General features: G+C 53.5%; 16 protein-coding genes, 1 tRNA gene, 1 pseudogene and 2 riboswitches. Of the genes and pseudogenes, 12 read left to right on the top strand and 6 right to left on the bottom strand.

Annotated elements, in window-relative coordinates; genetic code table 11:
- Positions 1-54: 54 nt before the first annotated feature.
- Positions 55-1143, top strand: a complete 1089-nt coding sequence (gene larC, locus J2Z49_RS05810; protein ID WP_307400711.1) for a nickel pincer cofactor biosynthesis protein LarC — start codon at positions 55-57, stop codon at positions 1141-1143.
- 89 nt (positions 1144-1232) lie between these two features.
- Here the strand turns inward: larC and J2Z49_RS05805 are convergent, their stop codons facing one another.
- Together J2Z49_RS05805 and J2Z49_RS05800 are read right to left on the bottom strand one after the other, a co-directional pair.
- On the bottom strand, positions 1233-1979 hold the full coding sequence (locus J2Z49_RS05805; protein WP_307400708.1) for an energy-coupling factor ABC transporter ATP-binding protein: 747 nt from the start codon (positions 1977-1979) through the stop codon (positions 1233-1235).
- A 116-nt stretch (positions 1980-2095) separates the two neighbouring features.
- Entirely contained in the window at positions 2096-2989 is an 894-nt protein-coding gene (locus J2Z49_RS05800; protein ID WP_307400706.1) for a substrate-binding domain-containing protein, read from the bottom strand.
- Between the two features lie 421 nt (positions 2990-3410).
- Positions 3411-3529, bottom strand: a riboswitch (molybdenum cofactor riboswitch).
- Between the two features lie 287 nt (positions 3530-3816).
- Here J2Z49_RS05800 and J2Z49_RS05795 point away from each other — a divergent pair.
- Both J2Z49_RS05795 and J2Z49_RS05790 read left to right on the top strand, forming a co-directional pair.
- Positions 3817-4110, top strand: a complete 294-nt coding sequence (locus J2Z49_RS05795; protein ID WP_307400703.1) for a 4Fe-4S binding protein — start codon at positions 3817-3819, stop codon at positions 4108-4110.
- An 85-nt stretch (positions 4111-4195) separates the two neighbouring features.
- On the top strand, positions 4196-4390 hold the full coding sequence (locus tag J2Z49_RS05790; RefSeq protein ID WP_307400700.1) for a hypothetical protein: 195 nt from the start codon (positions 4196-4198) through the stop codon (positions 4388-4390).
- Here J2Z49_RS05790 and fdhD read toward each other — a convergent pair whose 3' ends face one another.
- On the bottom strand, positions 4391-5182 hold the full coding sequence (fdhD, locus tag J2Z49_RS05785) for a formate dehydrogenase accessory sulfurtransferase FdhD (protein ID WP_307400697.1): 792 nt from the start codon (positions 5180-5182) through the stop codon (positions 4391-4393).
- A 159-nt stretch (positions 5183-5341) separates the two neighbouring features.
- Here fdhD and J2Z49_RS05780 point away from each other — a divergent pair, with 159 nt between their 5' ends.
- Both J2Z49_RS05780 and J2Z49_RS05775 read left to right on the top strand, forming a co-directional pair.
- Positions 5342-5833, top strand: coding sequence for a MogA/MoaB family molybdenum cofactor biosynthesis protein (locus tag J2Z49_RS05780; protein WP_307400695.1), 492 nt, complete (start codon positions 5342-5344; stop codon positions 5831-5833).
- Positions 5834-5868: 35 nt separating this feature from the next.
- Positions 5869-6181 (top strand): annotated as a pseudogene (locus J2Z49_RS05775) (recombinase RecA); the annotation flags it as partial.
- A 93-nt stretch (positions 6182-6274) separates the two neighbouring features.
- Here the strand turns inward: J2Z49_RS05775 and J2Z49_RS05770 are convergent.
- The 3 genes from J2Z49_RS05770 to J2Z49_RS05760 all read right to left on the bottom strand — a co-directional run bounded on the left by J2Z49_RS05770 (position 6275) and on the right by J2Z49_RS05760 (position 7787).
- Entirely contained in the window at positions 6275-6670 is a 396-nt protein-coding gene (locus J2Z49_RS05770; protein ID WP_307400692.1) for a pyridoxamine 5'-phosphate oxidase family protein, read from the bottom strand.
- A gap of 185 nt (positions 6671-6855) precedes the next feature.
- Positions 6856-6984, bottom strand: coding sequence for a hypothetical protein (locus tag J2Z49_RS05765; protein ID WP_307400690.1), 129 nt, complete (start codon positions 6982-6984; stop codon positions 6856-6858).
- 101 nt (positions 6985-7085) lie between these two features.
- Complete coding sequence (locus J2Z49_RS05760; protein WP_307400688.1) at positions 7086-7787, bottom strand: Crp/Fnr family transcriptional regulator; 702 nt, start codon at positions 7785-7787, stop codon at positions 7086-7088.
- A 568-nt stretch (positions 7788-8355) separates the two neighbouring features.
- Here J2Z49_RS05760 and groES point away from each other — a divergent pair.
- The 7 genes from groES to J2Z49_RS05725 all read left to right on the top strand — a co-directional run bounded on the left by groES (position 8356) and on the right by J2Z49_RS05725 (position 14979).
- Positions 8356-8646, top strand: coding sequence for a co-chaperone GroES (gene groES / locus J2Z49_RS05755; RefSeq protein WP_207666882.1), 291 nt, complete (start codon positions 8356-8358; stop codon positions 8644-8646).
- A 48-nt stretch (positions 8647-8694) separates the two neighbouring features.
- On the top strand, positions 8695-10314 hold the full coding sequence (gene groL, locus J2Z49_RS05750) for a chaperonin GroEL (RefSeq protein WP_307400683.1): 1620 nt from the start codon (positions 8695-8697) through the stop codon (positions 10312-10314).
- A gap of 92 nt (positions 10315-10406) precedes the next feature.
- Positions 10407-11327, top strand: a complete 921-nt coding sequence (gene cysK / locus J2Z49_RS05745; protein ID WP_307400679.1) for a cysteine synthase A — start codon at positions 10407-10409, stop codon at positions 11325-11327.
- Between the two features lie 213 nt (positions 11328-11540).
- Positions 11541-12479, top strand: a complete 939-nt coding sequence (locus tag J2Z49_RS05740; RefSeq protein ID WP_407650052.1) for a DMT family transporter — start codon at positions 11541-11543, stop codon at positions 12477-12479.
- A gap of 34 nt (positions 12480-12513) precedes the next feature.
- Positions 12514-13116: a methylated-DNA--[protein]-cysteine S-methyltransferase gene (locus J2Z49_RS05735; protein WP_307400673.1), complete on the top strand. Its 603-nt coding sequence runs from the start codon at positions 12514-12516 to the stop codon at positions 13114-13116.
- A gap of 9 nt (positions 13117-13125) precedes the next feature.
- Positions 13126-13200 (top strand) — tRNA-Thr (locus tag J2Z49_RS05730).
- A 380-nt stretch (positions 13201-13580) separates the two neighbouring features.
- Positions 13581-13666: riboswitch (cyclic di-GMP riboswitch) on the top strand.
- A 323-nt stretch (positions 13667-13989) separates the two neighbouring features.
- Positions 13990-14979, top strand: coding sequence for an ATP-binding protein (locus J2Z49_RS05725; RefSeq protein ID WP_307400671.1), 990 nt, complete (start codon positions 13990-13992; stop codon positions 14977-14979).
- Positions 14980-15003 lie beyond the last annotated feature (24 nt).

Genomic DNA, 15003 nt, shown 5'->3' with positions numbered 1-15003 from the left:
AATTCCGGGCCGGTATCCATATTTATCCGGCCTTCTTTCAGGGGAGAAGGATGAATGACTAAAGATGAATTACGTCTATTGCTGGAGGATGTGCAGAGCGGCCGCCTGAAAGTGGATGCGGCTTTGGACAGGCTCAAGACACTGCCCTTTGAAGACCTCGGGTTTGCCAAGGTGGATCACCACCGGGCCCTGCGCAAGGGTTTCCCGGAATTGGTTTTCTGCCAGGGCAAAACCACGGAACAAGTAGTGGAGATTGTGCAGAGGCTTTGCGGGGACAACCGGACCGTTCTGGCCACCCGGCCCGGCCGGGAGGTTTATGAAGATGGTGGGGGTCTGAATGTGAGAGTAGCGTACTTTGATTGTTTTTCCGGCATTAGCGGTGATATGTGCCTCGGTGCGTTGATTGGCGCGGGGGTGGATTTCGAACATCTGGCCGGGGAATTAAAAAAACTGCTGGTGGAAGGTTACCGGTTGCGCCTGGAAAAAGTGAAGCAGGGTGGCATATCGGCTATTAACTTCTTTGTAGACGTGGACGCCCACGGCCAGCCAGACAGGCATTTGAAGGATATTGAGGAAATAATTGCCCAAAGCTCCCTGCCCGAAGAGGTGAAAGAGAAAAGCAAAGCGGTATTCCACTGCCTGGCCCGGGCTGAAGCCAGGGTGCACGATACAACCCCCGAGCGCATTCACTTTCACGAGGTGGGTGCGGTAGATGCCATCATCGACGTGGTGGGCACCGTGCTCGGGCTGCATCTGCTGGGCGTGGAAAAAGTCATCGTTTCACCCCTGCCCATGGGAAGGGGGCTTATTCGCTGCATGCACGGGCTGATCCCGTCGCCTGCCCCGGCCACGCTGGAGATTCTATCTGAAAGGAAAGTGCCGGTCTACGGGGCCGGCGTTGACGGCGAACTGGTGACGCCAACGGGGGCCGCCCTGGCGGCCACCCTGGGCAACGACTTTGGGGAAATGCCCCCCATGACCGTTTTCCGGGTTGGTTACGGGGCCGGAAAGAAAACTTTTAAGCACCCCAACCTGCTGCGCGTGATCATCGGAGAAGCTCAGGATAATTGTAAAAATACCATTAACCTTGCCTTACCCGGCGGTCAATTACATGGGTTGCCCAACCATCATGGACATAATTGAAACCTCAAGAGTTTATATCCTCTTGAGGTCATCACGCCGGTATTTGGGCCGGCACCTGTGGATGAGTCCAGGCAGGATACTAGTTGGCTTTACCCCGCCGCGTCGCTTTCAAAAACCCGGTAAAGGGATGTAATGTAGTTTTCCCGCCGGGGTTTTACTTTAAATATTTCCTCGAAGGTGCCTGTTTTGACCAGGCGGCCGTTTTTGAGCACGGCCACCCGGTCGGTGAGGTAGGGCACCTCCGAAAAATCATGGGTTACAAAAATAGCAGCAATCCCCGTGTCTTTTAAAAGCCTGTCCAGTTCATTGAGCAGGGACAGGCGGGTGGGGAAGTCCAGGGCGGAAAAGGGTTCGTCCAGGAACAAAACATCCGGTTCCAGGGCAAAGGCCCGGGCCAGGCTGACCCTCTGGGCTTCTCCCCCCGAGAGCTGGTGGGAACGGCGCCCGGCCAGGTGGGCGATGCCCAGCAGTTCGAGCCAGCGGTCTACCCTTTTTTTCATTTCCCCCTGGGGAACCCCCCGCAGCTTCAGTCCTGTGGCTACATTCTCATAGACCGTGGTATTTAAAAGAAGCGGTTCCTGGAACACCACGGCCATGCGCCGGCGAATGGCCAGGGCATTTCGGGGGGTGGCCGGTACGCCCCGGAATTCCACGGTTCCGCGGGTTGGTTTTAATAAAAGGGCCATTACCTGCAACAGGGTGCTTTTGCCGGCTCCATTTGCCCCGATCAGGGCGATGGTTTCCCTCTCGTAAAGGGCAAAATGATCGATATTTAAAATTTCCCGGTTTCCCCGTTTGAACTGTAGATTGTGCACTTCTAAGATAGTGTTATTCACTGGATGATCCTCACTTCTAAGATCTGCTCCATACTTAATTAACGCAAAGCTTAAGGAGCCCGCCCTGCATTTATGGTTAAAGGGTTTAAGGCAGGGCGGGCGGTTTTATACCTATCCTACTTCCCCAGTTCTTCTTCCTTTTTACCGGCATCGGGGAAGAACAACGGCTGGCCGTACTTGTCTACCCCGAACTTGCCGATGATCTGCTGGGTTTCAGGTGAAACCATGAAGTCAACAAAGGCCTTTGCACCTTCGGCATTGACCTTACTGAACTTTTCCGGGTTGACCTGCATCACGTGATAGATGTTCAGCAGGGTTTTATCTCCCTCGTACAAAATTTTCAACTTCAGGTGTTTCTGGTTGGCCAGGTAGGTTGCCCGGTCACTGAGGGTATAGCCTCCCTTTTCCGAGGCAATGTTCAGAGTATTGCCCATGCCCGTGCCGGCTTCCTGGTACCATTTGCCGCCGGGGGTAATGCCGGCTTCTTTCCAGATGTCTTTTTCTTTCTTGTGGGTGCCAGATTCATCCCCGCGGGAAACAAAGGTGCTCTGGGTTTGGGCGATTTTCTTAAAGGCTTCCACAGTGTTTTTGGCCGACTTGACTCCGGCCGGGTCATTTTCCGGGCCGACCACCACAAAGTCGTTGTGCATTACCAGCCGGTAGTTGATGCCAACGCCGCTGTCTACCAGTTCCTTTTCTGCTTTGGGGGCGTGCACCAGCAGCACGTCCGCTTCACCTTTTTTGCCCATTTCCAGGGCCTGTCCCGTGCCCACGGCAATGGTTTTCACTTTATAACCGGTTTTCTTTTCAAATTCGGGAATAAGTACATCCAGGAGACCGCTGTCCTGAGTGCTGGTGGTGGTGGCAAGAATTACGTCCTGTTTTTGCGGTTTTTCCTGGGCCGGCTGTCCCTGTTTTGCTTTTTCCCGTGCGGTATTGGAAGAGCAGCCTGCAATAAGCATGAGCGCAAGGAGAAGGGTTAATACAGGGGTAAGAATTCGCTTAAACATTGTCATTCACCTCTTCAGGTATTGGATTGTTTCAAAGGTAAGTGTTCAGTTAATCCGCATAAGGCACGGCCCAGCACTCACCACAATATGACTCTGCTTCCGGTGTTTCAGGTTTAACTGACAAATCAGGTTTTGGGAAGAGCTAGTATTCCAGTGAGTGCTGGGTCCCCGCTTACTCATATCCTCCGCGCCGGCAACAAGTTTCAAAGATCGCCTCTCTCACCTCCTGACTGCCTTAAGGACAGGCCATACAAAATTGAATTCGCAGCCTGCGCAGGGACCTCAAGGCCTGTTCCAAAACAAAAAAGCTGTGCTCTGGCGAAAAGGCAGAAGCACAGCCATTTTCCGGGCGGCCAGGTGGTTATACGTCTGCAGAAAAAAACTGTGTTCTGCGGGAAACAGAACACAGGCCTACCCCTTAAAAGCTTGGCAGTGTTCTCCTTTCCGCACTGGGAGGCATACCAGTTTCCCGGTATACCCTGCCGGCCCGAAAACCATAGCCCTGGCCACAGGTAATCGGGCTCGGAGAACGGTTGTTATATTGTCCTATTGCAAGTTGCTACAGGACATAATACTTATTCGAGGGAATGAAAAGAAATCCTCCCGAAGGAATAATTTTTTAACCACTAAAACCCACGGGCCTGCCTCCCGGCTAAAAAGGTGTCGCCCGTTAAGGGCGCCGGGCTTGTTCGGGACGATGTTCACAAAAAATGACCGGGCAGAAGAAATAGTGTTCATAAAATTTGCCCGCGGCGGCAGGGATCGGTCGTCCATTTGTAGAAGTAAAATGTAATAAAGATAAATTTCTCACAAGGGAGTTGGAGAGGATGGCCGAAGCCCAAAAACAACAAAAAGAGGTGGTCATTACTTTAAACGGTGTCCAGTTTGTAGTGCCGCCGGGAACCAAAGTCAAAGATGCCGCTGCGTCTGCGGGCGTGGAGATTCCGCCTTTAAAAGTGGATCCGGGAAAATGCAAGGGTTGCCAGATGTGCACCAAGGCCTGTGAAACAGGCGCCATCTCGGGCAATAAAAAGGAACCCCATTCCATTGACCAGGCCCTGTGTATCCGCTGCGGCGAGTGCCTGGCAAAGTGCAAGCTGGGTGCTATTGTTCCTGCTTAAAGGCGGAATGTTAAAACCAGGCCCGGTGCCGGTGCCTGGTTTTAATCTGTCCGTTAATTCGACCCAATGGCAGGGAGGCGAAAATGTGAAAGAAAAAAAGGATACTTCCGTGGAACCGCGGGTTCTGGAAGCCGTAAAACAGGCAGCGGTTGACGGCCGGCTGACCTGCACGGCCGCACGACGGCTGGCCGGGGAACTTAACGTACCGGTACGGGTGGTGGGGGCGGCCTGCGACGCCCTGGGCATTAAAATTAAGGCCTGCGAGCTGGGTTGCTTTTAGCTACGGCACGATAACCCGTTCACCATGGGTATATATGTTCATTCTGTCGTCCCGGGCAAATCCTACCACGGTGATGCCCACCGCTTTGGCCATTTCCAGGGCCAGGTCGGTGGGTGCGCCCCGGGCAATGAGAATGGGGATACCCATGCGGGCCACCTTGATCAGGATTTCCGAAGAAACGCGGCCGCTGAAAACCAGCAGTTTATCCCTTAAGTCCATATCGTCCAAAAAGGCGCGGCCAAAGATCTTATCCACGGCATTATGCCGGCCGATATCCTCATAAAACAGCAGGCGTTCGTTCTGAGAGTACAGGGCTGCTCCATGGGTACCGCCGGTGGATTGAAACATGGCGGCTGCTTCTTCCAGCTCCCGGGCGAAGTTAAGTATTGAGTCGGCCCTGATGATCAGGGATGAGGTTACCGGTGATATACCCCGGGCATCATTGATAAAATAAAAGGAGGTACGACCCCGGCCGCAGCAGGTGGTGATGTAGCGCTTTAAAAAGTTCTTCCGGCCTGGAACCGGTCTTGAAGTTTCCACCCAAATCAATCCTTCCTCGGGGCGGATAAAGACACCCATTAAGTCCGTACGCCTCTGGAGGATCCCTTCAGAGCATAAAAAACCCACTGCCAGCTCTTCCAGGTGATCCGGCGAACAGACCAGGGTAACCAGTTCCTCATCATTCAAAAATAGGGTTACCGGTACTTCTCTGATCACCTGATCTTCGATAACCGCTGTATGATGACCGGTTACTTTTTTTATGGTTACGGTGGTGGTTTTGGGTAAGACCATGGGGTTTACCTCCTTTACTGTCCCATTTTACTCTTTTATACGTCATACTTCAACCACTTAAAGGCGCATAACTACTTAGACGGCAGTCGTTTTCGTGAATGTCCCCGGTACGGACCTTTTCGTGGGCAGCTTGTTATACTTAAGTTGGAGGTGTTGGCCATGTGGCGTGTAGGTATTCTTACGGCCAGTGACAAGGGCTCCCGGGGTGAACGGGAGGATAAGAGCGCGCAGGTAATCCGGGATATGGTGGCCGGCATCGGGGGGAAAGTGGTGTCTTACCGTATTGTGCCCGATGACCTGGATGTCTTAAAGGAAATACTCATTAAAATGGTCGATCAGGAGAAGCTGGACCTGATTTTAACTACCGGGGGTACGGGTTTTAGCCCGCGGGACAACACCCCCGAGGCGACCCGGGCGGTTATTGAGCGGGAGGTGCCGGGTATTCCCGAGGCGATGCGCTACGAAAGCCTCAAGAAGACTCCCCGGGCCATGCTCAGCCGGGCCGTAGCTGGCATCCGTCACCAAACGCTCATCATCAACCTGCCGGGCAGTGCCAGGGCGGTCAGGGAGTGCCTGGAAGTGATTTTACCGGCGCTTTCTCACGGATTGGAAATACTGACCGGCCGGAGCGGGGAGTGCGGGGCGGATTAAGGGGAATTTTGCCCGCGGCAAAAGCTTACGGCTGGGTTTCCCAGCCGGACTACGGGGAGCAGGCCCTGGAATTCTGCGACCTGCTGGTGACGGGCGCCGCCGTTGACGTGGTGGTCGTGGACCCGGTGGCCGCCCTGGTGTCGTAAAACGAGATCGACGGGGAAGATGGGCGAGGTGCAGGTGGGGCTCCGGGCGCGCCTTATATCCCAGGCCATGCGCAAGGTGACGGCGGTGGTCTCCAAGAACAGGGCGGTTGTGATCTTCATCAACCAGCTCCGGGAGAAGGTGGTGGACAACAGGTTCGGCCTCGTCCCCGAGGTCACGCCCGGCGGAAGGGCGCTGAAGTTTGTTCAAGGAAACCGTGGTGGACTTATGGTGATATAAAGAAAGAGAGAGCCTTGCTTTAACAAGGTTCTCTCTTTATGAGTCTAGATAAAAAAATCAAATGATTTTTTCTCCCGGGTTACTTACCGAAAGATCATAAATCTCATCTATAGAAATTTTTACTGCTGCTTTGGGCTTGGGCACACCCATTTTAGCAAATTCTTCAACAAAGCGTTCATAAAGGGGGCCTTCAAAAATCAACTCGGCCCGGCCAACAAATCGATAGCCTTTCATCGACTGTCGGTCGGCAACCACTACGGCAACTCTGGGGTTTTCCAGTAAGTTCCGGTAAGTTTGCTTTCCAATCGCTTCACCATACGCTAGGGTTTGTTGGTCTAGCACCGCCATGGAAGCCTTGGGGGCTGCAGACGGCTGCCCCGTTTTATCAGCAGTTACTATAAAGCACAGCTCCCTCTCAATGATGGACTTCATTTCCTCAGTAATCTTAGGCATAGGTTAATACCCCCTAAACTTATTTCGCAGATTTCATCACTAAAAAATGCCGCCTATAATAATGCTTCGGCTTTTTCTACCTTGAACAGTACTTCATTTTCTTTGACGCATGCTTTTCCGCTCAGGCGGTAACCGACCTTGCCGGATACCGCAACTACCTGCATTAAGCCTTTTTTAGAAAGGTTTTAGCGGGTTTTGACCATCTTGTATACGCCGAAAACCAGCGTATCATCATCCCGGATTTCCTTTGCTTGGCCGACCACATGACCTTTTTGATTTCTGGGATCAAAACCGTGCCGCAACCTGCAGAGCAACTACTTTTTTCTTACTCACCTCCCCTTAAAAAAGTTTAACTTGATATTAACACTTGCCCGGGGAGGGAGCTGTAAAAGATTTTACATTGATCACACGAAATTTAAAAGCATCGATCACGTAAAACATAGTACTTTTCTTCCCGGTAGAGGTAATTACTCGTGGCCAGTTCTTTCAGCACCTGTGCCACCATTACCCGAGATGCTCCTACCATGGAAGCTATTTCCTGCTGAGTTAGATGGAGCTTGATACGCGTACCTTCAGGGCAGACTTCACCGTGTTCCCGGGCCAGCCGTATTAATAAACTTAACACTTTCTCCCGGGTAGTAAGCGAATTTAATTCGGCTACCTGCTCCCAGGTAGCATAAAGACGGCTTCCCAAGCTAGCAATAACCTGCCACGCCAGATCCGGTGTTTTTTTGATTACCTCTTCCACGAGGCGTCTGCTGATGCTGCAAACTTTGGCGTCTTCTAGAGCGATGGCAGTTGCCGGATGACATTTTTCCTGAAACAGAGCAGCTTCACCGATTGTTTCGCCCCGGGTAATGATTTGCAAAATTGTCTCCCGGCCATCTTCGCTTACCCGTACCATTTTAAAACTTCCTTCCTTAACCAGGCAAACAGTATCTACTTTATCCCCCTGGTAAAAAAGAACCTCTCCCCTCCGGATATAGCGTTTTGTAGCAGCCTGGCAAATGGGCCGAAAGGTTTCCCTCTCCACACCAGTAAAAAGGGGAATATCCTTAAGGCAAAGGCAACGTTTTACTTCCATCTTCTTTTCCCTGCCCATCAAATTTTCATTCAACTTAATTGTGCTGTTTCTAAACACATAATTTTACCATAACTTTTTTTCAGACAATGTAAAAATTTTAACATGTAGCGTTCGTCGCCGAGCGGCTGGGGCACTCAAGCGTGCAGATTACCCTGGCCACATACTCCCACGTCCTGCCCGACACCCAGGCCGAGGCAGTGAAGCCATCGAGAGCATCTTCAGCAAGCAGGTTTGCAAATGTTTGCAGCTGGAGAAAAAAGGCCGGGAAGCCTCGATTTTCGGGATTTCCCAGCGCCTGTACAGACACTGCATGTATAAAATATTTTCATGTATAAAATGTTTTTTTGTGGGGAAAATGTTTCTAGAGCAGCTAAGAAATGTTTACACAAAAAGCAGTGATAACAGCTCATTGGTGGGAGAAAAAGCGAGATAATTCCCTGTAATTTCCCTCGATCGGTGCAAAAGGGGGATTAAGTCTTTTGAGGAAAGTTGCTTTTTGCCCTTCCCCCTTTATATTATAGTACTTGGGTATTAGCACTCGGTTTAAATGAGTGCTAACAATAGAGGAAACCAATCTCTTATTTTAAAGGAGGGGTTTTAGGTGAGGATTAGACCATTAGGTGAACGGGTGGTTGTCAAGCCGCTGCCCAGCGAGGAGAAGACCAAGGGGGGCATTGTGCTGCCTGAAACCGCCAAGGAAAAGCCCCAGGAGGGGGAAGTGGTGGCGGTAGGTCCCGGCCGCCTGCTGGAAAACGGCACCCGTGTACCTATTGATCTCAAGGTGGGGGACAGGGTGTTGTTCTCCAAGTATGCCGGTAACGAGGTCAAGATAGATGATGAAGAGTATCTGATCATGCGTGAAGCTGACATCCTTGGGGTTATTGAAAAGTAACTGGTGCTTTGGAACGCGTGATCAAAATATCTAAGGAGGTCGAGGAAATTGGCTGGTAAAGAGATTATTTTCCGGGAAGATGCACGCCGTGCCCTGGAAAGAGGCGTAAATGCCCTGGCTGAAGCGGTGCGGGTTACCCTGGGACCAAAGGGCCGCAACGTGGTGCTGGAGAAGAAGTTTGGTTCTCCCATGATCACCAACGACGGTGTGACCATTGCCCGGGAAATTGAATTAACCGATCCCTTTGAGAATATGGGCGCCCAGCTGGTTAAAGAAGTAGCCACCAAGACCAATGACGTGGCCGGCGATGGTACTACCACTGCTACTGTACTGGCCCAGGCCATTGTCCGGGAAGGTTTGAAGAACGTAGCCGCCGGCGCCAACCCGATGATCATCAAGCGGGGCATTGAAAAGGCGGTGGAAAAAGCCGTAGAGGCCATCAAGGCAGCCGCCAAGCCGGTGGAAAGCAAGGCTGCCATTGCCCAGGTAGCTTCCATCTCGGCCAATGACCCGTCCATCGGCGAGTTAATCTCTGAAGCCATGGAAAAGGTGGGCAAGGACGGTGTAATTACCGTCGAGGAATCCAAGGGTATCGGTACCACCCTGGAAGTGGTGGAAGGGATGAACTTCGACCGGGGTTACATATCCCCGTACATGATCACCGATACCGAGAAGATGGAGGCCATCCTCAACGATCCCTACATCCTCATCACCGACCGGAAGATCAGCGCCGTGGCCGACCTGCTGCCTATTCTGGAAAGGATCGTCCAGGCCGGCAAGCCGCTGTTGATCATTGCCGAGGATGTGGAAGGCGAGGCCCTGGCCACCCTGGTGCTGAACAAGCTGCGTGGCACCCTGTCCTGCGTCGCCGTCAAGGCTCCCGGCTTTGGTGACCGGCGCAAGGCCATGCTGGAGGACATCGCCATTCTTACCGGAGGTACCGTGATCAGCGAAGAGCTGGGCTTGAAGCTTGATAAGGCTACCATCGACATGCTCGGCCGGGCCTCCAAGGTACGGGTGAAGAAGGAAGAAACCATCATTGTCGGCGGTGCCGGTTCCCAGGACAAGATTAATGCCCGGATCGCCTCCATCAAGAAGCAGATCGAAGAAACTACCTCCGACTTTGACCGGGAGAAGCTGCAGGAGCGTCTGGCCAAGCTGGCCGGCGGCGTAGCGGTGATCCAGGTTGGCGCAGCCACTGAAACTGAAATGAAGGAGAAGAAGCTGCGTATCGAGGATGCGCTGAACGCCACCCGGGCTGCAGTGGAGGAAGGTATTGTCTCCGGTGGCGGCGTGGCCTATGTGGCAGCCATCAAGGCTCTGGACAATATCGAAACCAGCAGCCTGGATGAAAAAGTCGGTGTGGACATTGTACGCCGGGCCCTGGAGGAACCCCTGCGCCAAATTGCCAATAACGCCGGTGCGGAAGGTTCCGTGGTGGTGGAGAAGGTCAGGGCCCTGCCCGATGGCATGGGCTTCAACGCCTTGACCGGCGAGTATGTGAACATGATTGAAGCCGGTATTGTGGACCCGGCCAAGGTCACCCGGTCTGCCCTGCAGAATGCCGCTTCCATTGCCGCTATGATTCTGACCACTGAAACCCTGGTGGCGGAAAAGCCGGAAAAGGAAAAGGATACCGGCATGGGCGGCGGAATGCCTCCGATGTAATTTAGCCGGGCTAAGTCCCCGTGGAGTTCCGCGGGGACTTAATTTATGCCAGCCGTGAATAAAAAGCAGGTTTTTCGAAAGGGGTTGAGGTCTTGCCCGTCTTTAATGATATAACGGAATTGATTGGTGGTACCCCCATGCTCCGCCTGCAAAAGATTGCTTCCGGTCTGCCTGCCGTTGTTCTGGCCAAGCTGGAGTATTTTAATCCCGGTGGCAGCGTTAAAGACCGGATTGCTTACAACATGATCCGTGAGGCGGAGGAAAAAGGGTTAATCAACAAGGACACCCTGATCATCGAGCCTACCAGCGGAAATACCGGCATTGGCCTGGCCATGGTTTGCGCGGCCCGGGGTTACCGGCTGGTGCTGACCATGCCTGAAACCATGAGTGTGGAACGACGCAGGCTTCTCAGCGCCTACGGGGCGGAAGTGGTCCTTACCCCCGGGAACGAGGGCATGGCCGGGGCCGTACGCAAGGCCCGGGAACTGGCGGCCTCCCATCCCAATGCCTTTATGCCGCAACAATTTGCCAACCCGGCCAACCCGGCCGCCCACCGGGCTACAACCGCCGAGGAAATCTGGCGGGATACCGGCGGGGAAGTGGATTTCTTTGTGGCCGGTGTTGGTACTGGAGGTACCATTACCGGGGTGACCTCCGTTCTGAAAGCCCGCCGTCCCTCCCTGAAGGCGGTGGCGGTGGAACCGGCCGCCTCACCGGTGCTTTCCGGCGGGAAGCCCGGTCCGCATAAAATTCAGGGCATCGGTGCGGGTTTTGTGCCGGAAGTAATAGATATGGCTTTGCTGGACGAGATCATAAAGGTGGCCGATGAAGATGCGCTGGACACCGCCCGTCGCCTGGCCCGGGAGGAGGGCCTGCTGGTGGGTATTTCTGCGGGGGCGGCCGTCTGGGCGGCTTTACAGGTGGCCGGCCGGCCGGAAAACCGGGGTAAGACCGTGGTGGTTTTGCTCCCGGACACCGGGGAGCGTTATTTGTCTACGGGGTTGTTTGTATAAGCTCACCCGTGTGAAAACCAGGGGGTAATTCCGGCCGTAAAAGCCGGGCTGTCAACCCAGTGGGGCGACTGGTATTTTGGCAGCAGTTGTCCTGGGTAAAGCTTCCGGATGTGACCGGTGGAAGTTCACTTGCCTGGCAGGAATCTCTGCTCGATTGGTAGAAGTATGAAGAGTAGTCCTGGTTGTTTAAAGTAGGAGACTTGATGAATGAGCATGCCTCAAAAAGCACCAGAATATTGCTCCCTTGAAGAGGGGTCGGGGTTATTAACCGCCGGCCTGGAGCGTCCTTTTATCAATCCCTACCTGGCCATCCTGGTGGGAGTGGTGGGAGCCGCCTTTTCTTCCATCTTTACCAAGCTGGCCATGGCCCCACCCCTGGTCATTGCCTTCTACCGGTTGGGGTTTGCCGTGCTCATGATTGCTCCCATTGCCCTGACCAGGGGACGGGAAGAACTGCGCTCCATGGGCCGGTGGGACATAATGCTGGCCTGTCTTTCCGGCGTGCTGCTGGCATTGCATTTCACTGCCTGGATTACTTCCCTTGAGTACACATCTATTGCCAGTTCCACCGTGCTGGTCACCATGCAACCCTTATTTGTGGTTTTAGGCGGCTACCTGATCTTTAAAGAAAAAATCGCCCGCACGGGGCTTGTGGGGGCAGCCCTGGCTTTAACCGGCAGCACTATTGTGGGTGTGGGTGATTTTCAGATCGGCGGGCAGGCTTTTTTGGGAGACATCCTGGCTTTTGCCGGGGCTATTTTTATTGCCGGCTATGTATTGATCGGGCGCGGCTTGCGGCACCGCCTGTCACTATTCCCGTACATTTTTGTTGTTTACGGGGTCAGTACCGTGACTTTGTTCCTGGGTGCGCTGCTGGCCGGCTTGTCCTTTTTTCCTTACCCGCCTTCCACATGGCTGTGGTTTTTCCTCCTGGCCCTGGTGCCCACCATTTTCGGGCATACCATTTTCAACTGGGCCCTGCGTTATGTCAAGGCTGCCGTGGTCTCAGTGAGCATACTCGGCGAGCCGGTGGGGGCAACCATTCTGGCTTATATTATTTTTCACCAGGTGCCTTCACCCTTACAGCTTGCGGGCGGGGCGATTATTATCACGGGCCTGTCCATTTTTATCCGGGCGGCAGCGGAAAAATAGCTTGTTCCATTTTGCGGCTGTGGGGGGGCGTTCTGTGAATGGGTTTCATTTATTATCCACCAGAGCGGGCTGGGTTGGTACTGCCTGGGGTAGGCAGGGGCTGCTGGTCCTGACATTTCCCCGGCCCAGCCGGGAGGAAGCCCTGGCTGCTCTGATGGATGAAGTAATACCCGCAGAAGTCAATCAAGGAAGTGGGCCTGCATTAAAAAGGTGGCCCGTGGCTTTTCTGGAAGAAAGGCTGAACCAATACTTCCAGGGCCGGCCGGTTTCCTTTACGGATATTCCCGTGGATCTTTCCTGGTGCACCCCTTTTGTGGCCCGGGTGCTGGATTTTGTACGGCACATCGGGTACGGTGAATTATGGTCGTACCAGCAGGTGGCGGCAGCCGTCGGCAGCCCCCGGGCCGCCCGGGCCGTGGGCGGGGCTTTGGGGACCAACCGGGTTCCACTGGTTATTCCCTGCCACCGGGTAATCCGCCGGGATGGATCGCCCGGCGGTTTTGGCGGCGGCCTGCCTCTAAAACTGCAGCTATTGCAACTCGAAGGCGTGCGACCCGGCCCCACCGGGCGATACCAATTGACAAATGACTCTGTTTGCGTTAATATAAGTAATGCGCCGGGTAGTCAAATGAGATAACAGAAAAGTGCTGGTGTGGCTCAGGGGTAGAGCAGCGCACTCGTAATGCGCAGGTCGTCGGTTCGAATCCGACCACCAGCTCCAAAAAGCTAGACGCCGCAAGGGTTTGCGGCGTTTATTGTTTATTATATTACATTGTCTTGCTTCTTTCAGAAGGGAAAATAAAAATGGATATCGTATATTAACTTTTGGGTGCAGGTATCTTGTCCGCAGACATGGCTTTGGTACCGGTGGTTATGAATTTTGTCTACAAGGATTATTCCTCTCTGCTCCTTCTGGTTGCTGGCGGAGCACGTCATGTCCGTTCTTATCCACACGGGCCTGTTTTTGTATTTTCTCTCATCATATTTCCCATACCTAACAGTTCTTCAGGGGCTGAATTTTTCGCTGGTGGAAAATTTTCTGTGTTCTGGCGGTGTTGAATCAGCCTTTTAACTGTTAAATTAAAAACTTTATTGTCTTTATTGTGTTAAAGGCAAACCACTCGAAAGGGTGGGGCGCAAAGCCATGGGTCTGCAGCCCTAAAGGGTATGACTGCCAGGCTGCCGCGATAAAGGTATTGATTGTTTTCTTTTTAATGGTGTTTTGTTGCGGCAGCCTGGTCAGGCTGCCGTTCCTGCTTATAAAAAAGTATGTTTACCCATTTGGGGTATAGAGGTCGACTCTAACAGAGCCAATGGCTGGGACATTTGCTGGCAGTATTGTGGCAATTGAAAGGGCATGGGGCCGGGAGGGGCTGAAAGGCAGAAGGGTGGTGAAAAAATGCAACGGTGTCTTGAATGCGCAAAGAAAGAACCGGACCGTCCTTGTGTGGAGTGCCAGTATTTTGTCCAGCTAAGCCCCCTTCGGCGGGTGCCTTCGCCGCCTGTCCGGGTGTTACTGGAAGATGAGCATGGCAGGCAGTATCCGGCTCACATCCTGGTGTTAAATACCACGGAGTTTGGGCTGGAAACGGAAGCTCCTGTTCCGGGGCGGTATGTAATCAGGCTGCAGGAAAACTTGTGGGTCGAGGTGGCCGGGGTACCGTTCAAAGGGAAAAATAACGTCCACGTTTTTGATATCCTGTGTGTCCACCGGAAGCAGGGGACTGCCCGTCGTCTTAGCAGGGAGGAGTATCAGTTGCTGGCCGGAAGCGCCGGCGAGCTAATACAGGAGATTTCCCGGCACTTGCCGGAGCACCTTCAGGACCTGGTCAGGGAGAAACTGCTGGCTGAGGTGGAGAAATCCGAACTAATTAACGCTCTCAGGGTGGGGAAGGTGATGAAATATGAAGGAGGGCGCTTCCGCTACCTTTCAGGCCAGGCTGACCTGGACCTGCCTATGGAAGAAGCGGAAAAACTGATGCGCCAGGCTATCCGCCAGGCCGAACACCGCCGCGAGGTGATCATTAGCGCTGACGGGCAAAAGGTGTTTGACCTTCACGGCGTGCCCTTCGACCACAGGAGCGGTGGACTGCTGGCCTTTGACATCACCGAGGTGATTGAAAAGGAGAGAAAGATGCACCAGCAGGAGATGCAGGCTTACCGGGAGGCCATAGCGGCGGTAACGGGGGGCCGGTTATACCTGGTGAATAGTGGAGAAATGGAAAAAGTGATCTCAGAAGGGACGGAACTGGCCAGGGGTGAGGTCCGGCAGACCCATGACATTCCGGAAGCCCGCCGGGCAATGCGGGAAGCCTTGCCTGTTCTCGACAGCCGCAGGCAGCACGCGATTGCCTTGTGCTTGACAGAGGCGCTGGCCAATGCTCTCAAACATGCAGGGGGCGGTTGCTGGCAAGCCAGGCAGTCAGGGGACACCGTCAGGATTATCGTTCAGGACCGGGGTCCGGGAATCAAAACCAGCGAATTGGCCCGGGCAACGTGATGCAACATTATTCAACCAAGAATT

This window comes from Desulfofundulus luciae, assembly GCF_030813795.1.
Classification (GTDB): Bacteria; Bacillota; Desulfotomaculia; order Desulfotomaculales; family Desulfovirgulaceae; genus Desulfofundulus; species Desulfofundulus luciae.
The sequence above is the reverse complement of the archived record's forward strand: the minus strand, read 5'-3'. Positions and strand labels throughout refer to the sequence as shown.